Origin of the sequence: Collinsella sp. An307, from assembly GCF_002161805.1 — a bacterium.
Taxonomy (GTDB): domain Bacteria; phylum Actinomycetota; class Coriobacteriia; order Coriobacteriales; family Coriobacteriaceae; genus Coprousia.
In genome coordinates, this window is sequence record NZ_NFIP01000006.1 from 115118 (window position 1) to 126125 (window position 11008).

General features: G+C 55.3%; 7 protein-coding genes. 3 read left to right on the forward strand and 4 right to left on the reverse strand.

Annotated elements, in window-relative coordinates; all coding sequences use genetic code 11:
* Nucleotides 1-749 precede the first annotated feature (749 nt).
* Together B5F89_RS06490 and B5F89_RS06495 are read right to left on the reverse strand one after the other, a co-directional pair.
* Nucleotides 750-2354, reverse strand: a complete 1605-nt coding sequence (locus B5F89_RS06490; protein ID WP_087430973.1) for a PTS transporter subunit EIIC — start codon at nucleotides 2352-2354, stop codon at nucleotides 750-752.
* A 33-nt stretch (nucleotides 2355-2387) separates the two neighbouring features.
* A complete protein-coding gene (locus tag B5F89_RS06495; RefSeq protein ID WP_087430974.1) occupies nucleotides 2388-3725 on the reverse strand; it encodes a 6-phospho-alpha-glucosidase in 1338 nt (445 codons plus the stop codon).
* Between the two features lie 377 nt (nucleotides 3726-4102).
* Here B5F89_RS06495 and B5F89_RS06500 point away from each other — a divergent pair, with 377 nt between their 5' ends.
* Nucleotides 4103-4891 carry a MurR/RpiR family transcriptional regulator gene (locus B5F89_RS06500; protein ID WP_087430975.1) on the forward strand — a complete coding sequence of 263 codons (789 nt, stop codon included), beginning with the start codon at nucleotides 4103-4105 and terminating at the stop codon, nucleotides 4889-4891.
* 630 nt (nucleotides 4892-5521) lie between these two features.
* The gene (locus tag B5F89_RS06505; protein ID WP_158098436.1) at nucleotides 5522-7420 is read left to right on the forward strand and encodes a DUF4012 domain-containing protein; all 1899 of its coding nucleotides are present in this window, start codon (nucleotides 5522-5524) and stop codon (nucleotides 7418-7420) included.
* 130 nt (nucleotides 7421-7550) lie between these two features.
* Here the strand turns inward: B5F89_RS06505 and B5F89_RS06510 are convergent, their stop codons facing one another.
* Nucleotides 7551-8270, reverse strand: coding sequence for a glycosyltransferase family 2 protein (locus tag B5F89_RS06510; RefSeq protein WP_087430977.1), 720 nt, complete (start codon nucleotides 8268-8270; stop codon nucleotides 7551-7553).
* 8 nt (nucleotides 8271-8278) lie between these two features.
* Nucleotides 8279-10027, reverse strand: coding sequence for a hypothetical protein (locus B5F89_RS06515; protein WP_087430978.1), 1749 nt, complete (start codon nucleotides 10025-10027; stop codon nucleotides 8279-8281).
* Between the two features lie 269 nt (nucleotides 10028-10296).
* On the opposite strand from B5F89_RS06515, the gene B5F89_RS06520 reads away from it, so the two are divergent.
* The gene (locus B5F89_RS06520; protein WP_087430979.1) at nucleotides 10297-10812 is read left to right on the forward strand and encodes a bifunctional nuclease family protein; all 516 of its coding nucleotides are present in this window, start codon (nucleotides 10297-10299) and stop codon (nucleotides 10810-10812) included.
* Nucleotides 10813-11008 lie beyond the last annotated feature (196 nt).

Genomic DNA, 11008 nt, shown 5'->3' on the forward strand with positions numbered 1-11008 from the left:
TCCTGCGGAAATGCCGGTGACCGTGAGCTCGCGACCGCCAAACATCCCCACTTCTAGGGGGTCGTTTATTATTCTACCGGGGTCTTTGACCACACGGCGTCAACTGACTCACAGACATGTGCGCCCATCAAATCAATCAACACTGCGCATCCAGCACGCAAGAGAATAGGGGCGCTTACGCCAGAAACTAGCTTCGATACCGCATTCCCTAGACGCTAGGCCCGATATGAGGGGATCAACCAAAGCCCAAGCTAGGTAGGGAGACATTCCGCTGGAAACAGATTCGACGCCCAATCTCTATCGCAGGTAAAACCCCAAATTGCATATTTTCCCCGCGAAAAAGACTACCTTGTTGCAACTTTTCCCCGCGAATCTAATGGCCCTGTTGCAACTTTTTCCCATGAACACGAGGCACGGCGTGCTTCTTACCCCCAAAGATATCTTGGGGATAAGGTGGGATATCTTTCTGAAGAACTGCCCTACCCTTTCGATCGCTAATCAGAGTGTCGCCTACGTCAAATCATAAAACGCACGACCCGCGAATTTCCGCTTCCGGCCAACCAAAGAAAAGAACGAGTTTTTGAGATGCCAGGATTAAACCTCAAGGAATGGCGAGGTGCCTCCCCGGCGTATGCAGGGGAGGCACCTCGCGATGGCCCGCTAGCCAATTGGGAGGCAAGGGGAGATGCGGGCCGTACCGACCAGGTCAATCCAAGGCGCGGGATCGACCCAACCGCGTTCAACAAGAGCTACTTTGCAGTAGCAGCGACTGCAAGGTCGGCGGCGCGGACGGCGTCCTTCAGGGCGTGGGCGGCGTTCTCTACCTGCGTGCCGTACACCACCTGAACGTTCTCCTCGTTGATTTTGATGACGCCAAGTGAGCCTGTCTCTTTAAGCGCGGCTTCGTCGACCACGGCCGTATCCTTAAGCACGAGGCGCAGGCGGCTAATGCAGTTGTCGATATCGACGATGTTGTCGCGGCCACCCACGGCCTCCATGATGGCAAGGCCCATCTCGCTCACGTCGACCGAACCCGTCTCATAACTCGCGTCTGTATCGCGACCAGGGGTCTTGAGGTTCTGCTTGGTGATCACGAACTTGAAGACGTTGTAGTACACGATGGCGTAAACAATACCCACGGCAACGTTGAGATACCAGCGAGTCTCGGGACCACGCAGAATGCCAAAGAGCGTAAGATCGATGAGGCCGCCACCGGCGTTACCAATGCAGACGCCAAGCAGCGTGTTGATAAGGAACGACAGACCAGCCATGCAGGCGTGGAAGAGCCAAAGCACCGGCGAGATGAAGATGAACGAGAACTCGATGGGTTCGGTGATGCCTGTCACAAAGCTGGTGAGGCCGGCGGCGAGCAGAATGCCCTTAACCTTTGCCTTGTTCTCGGGCAGAGCGCAGCGATACATGGCGTAGCAAGCAGCGGGCAGACCGAAGACCATGAACGGATGCGTGCCCTGCGTGAGGAAGCGCGTTGCCATACGCATGATGTCCATATTGGGGTCGGTCTGCATGAGAAGCGCGTTGAAGATATTGAGCGCGCCGGAGACCTGCTCCCCATCAACCATTGCGGTGCCGCCGATGGGCGTGAAGCGGATGAGCTGATTCAGGATGTGATGCAGGCCCGTGGGGATAAGCAGACGCTCGAGGAACCCGTAGATGAAGGTACCAAACGCACCAGCAGCCTGGATGAGGTCACCGAACGCGTTGATGAGCATGCTGAAGATGGGCCAGACAAAGTACATCACGATGGCGACAAACGGAATGGTCACCGTAATCATGATGGGCACAAACCGCGTACCGCTGAAGAAGCTGAACGCCGCCGGTAGCTGTGTGCGGTGGAAGCGGTTGTGGATGAATGCCGTCCACAGGCCGCAGACGATACCGCCAAAGATGCTCATGCGATAGGTAAAGATGCCAAAGACGGTATCGTAGGCAGCGTTTTGCTGCGTTGCCTCGGTGAGGCTCAGACCCGTCTTTTGCAGAGCCTCGATCGACGTGGTCTCCGCCGTAATGCCGTTCAGCCCCAGGAAGAAGTTGATCGTGGTGTGGAACAGCACGAACGCGATGACCGAGGCAAAAGTGGCGATTTCCTTGTCCTCGCGCGTCATACCCATGGCAAGCGACATGCAGAACAGCACCGGCAGCAAGCTAAAGAGCGCACTTGCCAGCGCATTCACGCAGCGCACGAGCGCGTCGATAAACGGCACGCCCGCAAGCGCGTCGCCAAAGATCATCTGATTGGTGAGCAGCGACGCCAGGCCGAGCATCAGGCCCGCGGCAACGATTATCGACAACGGGGCCATTAATGACTTACCGAGCTTCTGAATAAATGTTCGCATGAAAACTCCCCCTCTACAGAGTTACCGCGCGCGTTAGTTCAGTTCGGGCCAATAATCCTTGTTCGCCTCAATGAGGTCGTCGAGCACAGCCTTGGCAACATCGGCGTCCTTCATGGTTTTTGACAGGATGAACGCCTGCCAGAGCTTCTGGTAGGAGCGCTCAAAGAACGCCTCGACCACGAGCTTCTCCACGGCGAGCTGCTGCTCGATGAGACCCTTCTGGAACCACGGAATCGGGCCAATACGCAGGGGCTCGGGTCCGTTGGAACCAACGATGCAGGGAATCTCAACCATCGCGGTTTCGGGCAGGTTGGGGATAGAGCCCTGGTTCTCCACGATGAGCAGCATGCGCTCGTGCGTATTGAAGGCAATGGCGCAGGCGAGGTCAACAATGAACGAGGCATGAACGCCGATCTTGAGCGTGGTACCCTCGGATGTACCACACGCGGCGATGCGCTCGCACTCAGAGAAGACCTCTTTCTCGCGAATGTCCTTCACCATGTCCACGCGCGTATAGGTGGGATCGGTATCTGCAACCACATGGTCGGGATACAGGTAGTACTTGAAGTACGTGGTGGGAAGAACACTCGGATCCGTGGCGTAGAGCTCGCGCGCAAAGCGATAGGTGTGACGCCAGTCCTCATCGTTCATGCGAGGTTCGCAACCGAGCGGCTCGAGGTTGTAGCCGTTTTCTGCCACGTACGCCTTGAGCTTGGGCATGAGGTCGCTGCCGTCCTGGTCGCGCACATCGCTCCACCAGCCAAAGTGGTTGAGGCCGTAATAACGCACAACTAGGTCCTTGCGCGAGTCAAAGCCGCAGATTTTTGCCATGCGCTCCATGATGTCGATGGGCATGTCGCAGATGTTGAGCACCTTGGAGTGCGGGCGCGCCGCACGCACGGCCTCCGCTACGATTGCCGCCGGGTTCGAGTAGTTGAGCATCCAGCAGTTGGGCGACCACTTCTCCATATAGTCGATAAGCTGGATAACATCGGGGATCGAGCGCAGACCGTAGGCGATGCCACCGACGCCGCAGGTCTCCTGACCGACTAGGCCGTACTTGAGCGGAATCTTCTCGTCACGATCGCGCATCTCGTACTTACCGCTGCGGATGTGAGCCATGCAGAAATCCACATCGGTAAACGCCGTCTCGGGGTCGGTCGTGGCCAAGAACGCAATATGCGGCGCATGCTCGCGCACGATGATCTCGCAGGCATCTGCCACAATCTTCTGACGATCAGGGTCGTTGTCGTAAAGCTTTATCTGACGGATGGGAAAACGGTGCAGGTTATCGAGCAGCATAAGGATAATCTCAGGCGTATACGTGCTGCCGCCACCTGCAATCACAATGGACGACTCATGAAGGTCCATGCTATTCCTCCTCTCACGCTCCTAGAGCGCAACCGAGCTTCCAGATATGCAGGAACGCGCGGCGCGCCGCCATATCTGGCTCAACTGAGGGATGTGGGCCCAACCCTTATCTCGATAATACGAATCGGCATTACAGGGGCGGTACTGCAAAGGAATACCAGTAATGATATGAGCAAGCGGTGAATCTATTTCAGATGCTGAAATTCTTTTCTCACAATCATGCCACTCCAGCGCCGCCGCAACCTTCCCGGCGCATAATGAGTATTCACACCGGAAGCGTGGTTAAACGTTCCGCGCGTTGTTTGTGCGCATGGCAACAAACAACGCTGTGGGCAGCAGATCTTGTAATGCAGGCTGGACGATAGGAGGCTAGGCGCATGGGAAGTTCATTCGACCGCATCGTCAACCAGAGCTATCGCAACCTCACGGATATCGATATCCAGATCCTGCAGCAGATATCTGACGAGATGGACCTCGTCCCCAACATGTCCATCGGCGAGCTGGCAGACCGCTGCAACGTTTCCACCGCAACCATCGTGCGCATGACGCGGCACCTGGGTTTCGACGGATACAGCGACTTCAAGTATTTCCTGCGCCATGAAAGCGAGCGCGGCCGCAAACAGCGAACAAACTCGCTCGCCGTAACCACAGCCGCGCAGACGGTTGCCGAGGACCTTGCCCAAACCATACGTTTGTTTGAGCGCACCAATCAGCTCGACGAGCTGTACGCGCGCATGGCATCGGCGCGTAAGATTTACGCCTTTGGCACTGGTTACGGGCAGCGCCTCATGCTCGAGGACTTTTGCCGCTGCATGCAAATGATCGGCCGCGACGTAGTGATGATTCCCGCAACGGGCGAGCTCCGGCTTGTAAAGCAGTTTCTGACCCGGGATGACCTACTCATCATCGCCTCGCTCTCGGGTTGCATCGACCGCTACCGAGACGTCTTCCAGACCATCAACGTCTGCGGCACACCCATTGTCTCCATCACAAATCTCGGTAACAACGAGCTCGCAAGCTACACCGCCTATAGCCTCTACTTCCAGAACGGCAACATCTTCGACGACATCAACATGTCCTCAAGTTCGTTTGTCTCTATGCACCTCGTTTTGCACCTGTTGTTTGAGGGGTTCAAAGCGTGGCTGGAGCGCAACGGCGGCGCGTAATACCTCCCAGGGTAAAACATCACCTAGTTAAGTTTGAACTGAGCATTCTCATAGATAGTCGGGTGACAGCGTTCTACGGGCTTAAGCTACACTTTTTTAGCAATTTGAAGAGTCGTTGGGTTTTTCCCACGAGCACGCTGATTGTCCGTCTTCACACATCGAATCTCATACCTTAAGGGACACCATTGTCTGAACTCGTTCGATATCCATCTTAAATCCGGGACCGTGTCTGCAAGCTCTCAACGAACTACACCAGTAACCGCACTCCCGCGAGCCTCCTATGCAGTCAGTATTCTTTTACCATGTAGAACGCGCGAACGCGTGGCTCCTACCCTATCATGGAACTGTATGTTCAACGTATGGGAGGTTGTCATGCCCTACGATTCCGATCAATCGCGTGCGGGGAACCATTTTTCCGCAGACGGACAGACCAGAAACGTCGCATCTCCCCGCTCGAGCGCGGGGCCCAGCGAGACCGCTGAGTTCACGAGTGCATATTTCCAGTCGTCTAACCACCCGGGCGCTTCGTCACAACCGCGTGAATCCAACACTGCCACGCCGTCGGCATCGCGCGCAACGAGCCCTTCGGACACGTTTGTGCACGCTGTGGAAAGCGGGCGCTCAGTGGATATGGGCGCGACCACTGACCCTGGTTACGCACAAAGCAACTACAGCAGCCCCCAAGGTGGTGCCCTGCCTTACGGGCCGGCTCGGGGCGGTGGCAGCGACCCTCGCAACAGTTATCATTACCAGCGCAAGAAGCGCGGTAAGATTATTGCCGGTGTAATTGCCGCCATCGTGGTACTCGTTGTGATTGTGGGGGGCATCTGCGGGTTCACCATGTTCCGCGACTATAAGAACATCACTGCCAAAGTCCCCACCCTCATGGAGCAGGCAAGCGGTCTCAAAGACTCCGTAATGGCAGGCGACGGTGAAACGGTGCGCACTACAGCCGCAACTATCGCTTCTGAGGTCAGCGGCATGAACGACACTTTAAGCGGACTTCCTTGGCAGATAGCGTCGCTCGTGCCCGTTGTGGGGCAGGACGTTCAGTCCGCGCGCACGTTGGTCTCCGAGGCAGATCGCCTCTGCCAATACGCCCTCATCCCCGCCTGTGACAGCTTGGCAGATGTGAAACTCAGCAATCTTATGACTGACGGTGCTGTTAACGTTGACCTTCTGCAGTCACTCGTATCCACACTGCAAAACATATCGCCCGTCATCCAGCAGAGCGCTGAGACCATTGAGGCGCTTCCTGAGGCACGTATCGGTAAGGTGAGCGAGCTCGTCACCAAGGTGCAGGACGGTGTGCGTACGGCAAACTCTGCCGTTACCGCACTGAACGAAGTTGCCCCCTACCTGCCCCAGATGCTTGGTGCAGACGGTAATGTCCGTCATTACCTTATCGTCGCACAGAACAACGTAGAATTGCGTTCCACAGGCGGATTCCCTGGCTCCGCTGGTGTTATGACCGTGGTCGATGGCCGCATCGAACTCGGTGACTTCACCGGCATCGGCACCTCGGCAGACAAGGGTCTTGAGTGGTACGACCAAGTCGGCTTTGGCGTTACCGATGAGGAAATCGCCATCTTTGGCGATCGCGTGGGCAAGATTCCCGCCGATACTCCCTATATCTTCGACTTCCCGCGAGCGTACTCTCTCTTTTCCGCCATGTACACCGACCAGAAGGGCGGCACCATCGATGGCGTTATCGCTATCGATCCGGTCTTCCTTCAGTACCTACTCAAGCTTACCGGCGGTATTACCATCAACGGCGTAGAGGTGAATGGTGATAATGCCGCACGTTTGCTCATGCACGATGCATACGCGATGTTTGACACCGATACGCAGGATACCTTCTTCTCAGCCGTCGCTTCTGCCGCCTTTAGCAACATCATGGGCAACCTCGGCAACCTCGATTTGCCAGCGTTTGTAGACGTGGTCACCCGCGGTATCGAAGAGGGGCGTCTCCAGATGTGGATGGTCAACGAGGACGAGGAAAACATCATCAAGCAGACCGGTGCTGGTGGCGAGGTTAAGACCGATCCTACCGCGCCACAGCTCGGTGTATACGCCGGCGATGACACCGCCTCTAAGATTAGCTGGTATCTCTCCACTAACACCACCATGGATGCCGGTACCAAAAATGCCGACGGCTCAACCACCTACCATGCGACTTCAACCTTCACTAACAACCTTTCGCTTGCTGAGGCAGAGGCGCAACCCACGTACGTTACCGGCTACAGCCCGCTCAAGCGTAACGTGTCAGATATGTTCATTCATATCTACCTTGTTGCTCCCTCCGGTGGCACCATCTCCAACGTGAGTTCCACGGGCGGAGACTTTAGTACTCAGAATTGGAGTGCCCTGAGCTGGAACGGCTTTGGTGTCTACACGGCAAGTCCGCTAATCAACGGCCAGGAAACGGTGACGGTCACCTACGATGTGACCACCTCGCCGGAGGCTACCGAGCCCATGGTCATCGACACGACCGCAACGGCTCAGGCTGTCGCTGGCTGGCAACAATAAAACAGTCGACAAGTACAGCCACTGAAACAGTGGAGGTTTAGGAGGCCTCGTCGTATTAATGCGACGAGGCCTCCGCTGTAGAACGCTACGCAGCGTTTCACAACGCCCCCATTAAGATCAAACTCTATCGCTATAGTGCGGCATCTATCGTCTTATTGATGCGCGTGAAATCACGTAGTGCATGGTAGCCAATCCCAGCGATTCGCCTGAGATTGATGGAATTGACTCCACCTTGACGCGGCTTGAAGGTGACCGGCAGATATGTCACCCTCTGATGTCGTTTGGCATATACTGCCGCGAGTACGACGTTGGTTAGATTAAAACCATCGGGTACAAACGCTAGGTTTTCACGCAATGTGGGGGCGCTCATAAGACGATAGGGCGTATTCGCATCGGTCACCGTCACATGAAAAAGCAGCTTTACCACAACTTTAAGGGTCTTGGTGACGATTACACGCGAAAAACCGTCCTGACGGCCACGACGCCAACCGATTACCATATCAAAGTCTTCTCTACGATCCCAGAACGCCCAGAACTCCTTAGGGTTCGTCTGACCATCGGAATCGGTCTGAAACACGTAGTCGGCACCTTGATCAAGAGCGTAACGGTAAGCTTCAATCAATGTCGCACCGTGTCCTGAGTTTTCTTTGGTCATGGGAATAAAGAGGGGGTGTGTCCGAGCAAATTCCTGCATCTGAACATACGTGTCGTCTTTACTGCCATCATCAAACACTACAAGACGACTCTCACCGCCGAGACGCGCAACTATGGGATACCACTGTTCCAGCGTGCAATGGATATTTGTGCCCTCATTGTAGGCGGGCATGACGATATACAGGGTGTCGGACATGAATCTAGCTACCCCCGGCTATGCGTGCGGCACAACCCTCGGTGAAGCAGTGCCGTATCGATCCTCTTGGTTATATATGCTATACCAACCGCGGCATACGGCACGAGCATGACATAGCCAGGCATGGTATATTGCGCTTTTGCCTCCCACACTACATAAAACAGAGCGAGCCCCGCGACATAAAGCATGGGAGCGAGGCGATCGATAGTAAAGGCTATGCCTTCATCGGCGCGATTGAGCGCACGCCAACCGCGCAACACCGCCACGAGCGCCGAGATAAGCACGAGCGACTGCCAACCATCCAAAAAGAAAACAATCGCTTGATGAACGGGGCCATAGTAAATAGATTTAAGCAACGGACTCATAGCGCGCTCCGACATAACGAGGTCAGAAGGAGATGTGCTCCAATTACTTGCTAGCAACGACTCAGACGTGGGGTCACACCACTCCGAGCAATACTTTGTCGCAAAAAAAACAAGTGCATCAAGAGGTTGCTCGACCATCCGAGAAATCTCCTCCGCAATGAGCTGACGAGCCACCTCATCATAACGTGCCGGATCGTAGGTCGTCTCATCGCCTTCATCCAGCGACCAGAGAAATCCCGTGTACCAACCATTTGAGTCGTGGTTGAAACCCATCGCAATATACGCTGAAGATGGCATAGCGCGCGACGTATCGATCCCCGTGCGCAGTTCTGCATATCCGTTAATCGTCGATACGCCAGCAACGCAACACACCATAAGTGCCACCAACGCACCGAGGGAAACGAATGAGCGAGCGAGGCAGCGCCAGTTCCTCAAACCGTAGCCGATCCAAACAACCACCATCGCCACAAGCACAAGTAGCATGCTTGACTTAAAGAGGTACGAGGCGGCGGCGCATAGTGCAGATCCCGCTATATAGCGAATGACGTACATTCGTGATTGCATTGTAAACGCCTGCCGCACGCATGATGCGGGCGCCATCTTGCCATTCCGACCTTCATCTTCTCTCAACCTTATCAGCGCTTTCGCCTGGAATAGCATTGCCCAAGCAGCAAACGCAAGAGAAATCATATTGGGGTAGGCAAACGTGCTGTAAAACACAAGCGGGAAAAAGCCGAACAGGAGGAACGCCGCAATATTTGCTACACGTCGACTCGTAAAGAGAGCACTTGTCAACATGACTATCGCATAGCCAAGCAGCCCAGCAGCGAGTGCATTGATGCATTCCATCACAACATACCTATGGCCTACGGTCACCTCCACGGCATGCACAAGTAAAATGTATGCTAGCTGATGGGGAAAGCGTTCCACATAACGCCCCGGCTCGTAAAATCGCGATCCCACTACTCCAAATTCGCTCGCTGCGTCAAAGATGGCCGATGAATCCCACTCCGGCCACACATCGGCTAAAGCAGCCCAGGCAACACCGAACATCGTGAGATAAACTGCAAGAGCAAACGCTATTTTACGTACGGGGATGCGCTTCAATATTCCTTGTCTGTCGAGCATGTATAGAACCGCAAATTGCAACAATATGACGGCAATTACGAGAGGTGTCGTAGTGAACGACAACATAAACGTTCCCGAATAATCCGGATAGGTGCTGGTGCATACCAGCGTAGCTATGCTAGTTACGCAAAGGAAGAGCATGCAGCACGCAAGCAGGATCTTCTCTGTGGCCCAGCACACGTCCACCCGCTTTATCTTGCTGTTAGTCGAGGCATTACCTTTACTGCAAGACAAATCAACTGCTCCGTCCGTTCGCTCCTGCATAGACCTCACCAATATCAGAGGACGACGCTCCAACGCCGCATTTCTTGCAATCTGACTCATATTCTAGCGCCGGGACACCAACCTCAATGTGCTCCGCGCGTCGTTGATAAAAAGCTCGTGGAAGAGCACATGTAAGAGGATGAATTGGGTATCATAGCGTATCGATTCACGCGTGTCAGCAGCTGCATCATCGGCAACTGCATACACACGGTCTCATCCGGGGCTCCCCGGCTATGCCATATAACCAAACGGTACATAGGAGGTGCCATATGATTCGCGTTGATATCGAGACCATCATCATGGCCTCTGGTCCGGTGCCGTCGCTTATCGTGCTCAGGGAGCGCTCCGGCAACGCCGGCGCGGGCGCGCCGCTGCGCTCGCTTTCCATTCAGACCGGCTCGTTTGAAGCCGCGTCCATCAGCTGCGGCATCGACAGCAGCCAGGGCGGGCGCCCCATTACGCACGACCTCTTTATCGATACGCTCGGCAAGCTCGACGCCAAGATTGAACGCGTTGAGGTCAACCACGTTGATGCGCCTGTTTTCTTCGCGCGGCTCGTGCTTGCTGCGCCCGATGCCGAGGGCAAGACCCGCGAGGTTGCCATCGACGCCCGCCCGAGCGACGCGCTCGCCCTTGCCGTGCGCGCGAACGCCCCCATCTACGTTGAGGACGACGTTATGAATCGCGCGGGCACCGTTTCGCTCCGCACGGACACCGAGACCGGCGAGGACGAGCTCAAGCAATTCGACCAGTTTGTGCAGACGCTCTCGCCCGACGACTTCTAGGGCGCCCGCCACTTTCGCAGGCGCTCGGTTGGTCAAATCACCTTACAAGAGGGCAGTTTTCCTTACTTAACTCGCTATGAAGTGGATCTTCGCAACTTGAAACAGCGCCTTGATTCCACCGTTCTCAGCGCTACCAGTACGTCAGATCTTCCAATTATCTATTTCTCAATGGAAACCAATGGCGCGGAGCATCACG

Bases quoted from the DNA above. Each gene is read 5' to 3' on its own strand.
- B5F89_RS06495 (WP_087430974.1), bottom strand. From the start codon at position 3,725: ATGGACCTTCATGAGTCGTCCATTGTGATTGCAGGTGGCGGCAGCACG.
- B5F89_RS06490 (WP_087430973.1), bottom strand. From the start codon at position 2,354: ATGCGAACATTTATTCAGAAGCTCGGTAAGTCATTAATGGCCCCGTTG.
- B5F89_RS06515 (WP_087430978.1), bottom strand. From the start codon at position 10,027: ATGCAGGAGCGAACGGACGGAGCAGTTGATTTGTCTTGCAGTAAAGGT.
- B5F89_RS06500 (WP_087430975.1), top strand. From the start codon at position 4,103: ATGGGAAGTTCATTCGACCGCATCGTCAACCAGAGCTATCGCAACCTC.
- B5F89_RS06505 (WP_158098436.1), top strand. From the start codon at position 5,522: ATGGGCGCGACCACTGACCCTGGTTACGCACAAAGCAACTACAGCAGC.
- B5F89_RS06510 (WP_087430977.1), bottom strand. From the start codon at position 8,270: ATGTCCGACACCCTGTATATCGTCATGCCCGCCTACAATGAGGGCACA.
- B5F89_RS06520 (WP_087430979.1), top strand. From the start codon at position 10,297: ATGATTCGCGTTGATATCGAGACCATCATCATGGCCTCTGGTCCGGTG.